1 pseudogene is annotated in these 288 nt (G+C 52.1%); it reads right to left on the bottom strand.

What is annotated here, in order from left to right:
* Window positions 1-274 (bottom strand): annotated as a pseudogene (locus KDM89_RS21860) (GTP 3',8-cyclase MoaA); the annotation flags it as partial.
* Between the last annotated feature and the right edge of the window lie 14 nt (window positions 275-288).

Below are 288 nucleotides of genomic sequence, written 5' to 3'. Positions count from 1 at the left end.
AAAGCCGTATGCGCGAACAATCGCCGCAAAAGGCTTGGGTCACGCTTGAAATGATACCGATTTCACCAGCATGATGCAGATGCTTCCAACGCCTTGCCGTCTCACCTGGATAATTCGCATCCAGTGTCGCCAGTTGCATGTCTGCCTGTTGCAACCGTTGCAGTATCTGATCCGCAGTGACGACTTCGCCCATGCGCCAGCCGTTCGAAGCACCGACATCCATATATTCGATGAAGCGCAGAATATGGGGAGAGTGTTTGAAATACTCTGCCATGGGAACTATCTGGC

The sequence above is a fragment of the Cognatundibacterium luofuense genome, from assembly GCF_018139685.1.
GTDB classification, from domain to species: domain Bacteria; phylum Pseudomonadota; class Gammaproteobacteria; order Burkholderiales; family Burkholderiaceae_D; genus Undibacterium; species Undibacterium luofuense.
The sequence above is the reverse complement of the archived record's forward strand: the minus strand, read 5'-3'. Positions and strand labels throughout refer to the sequence as shown.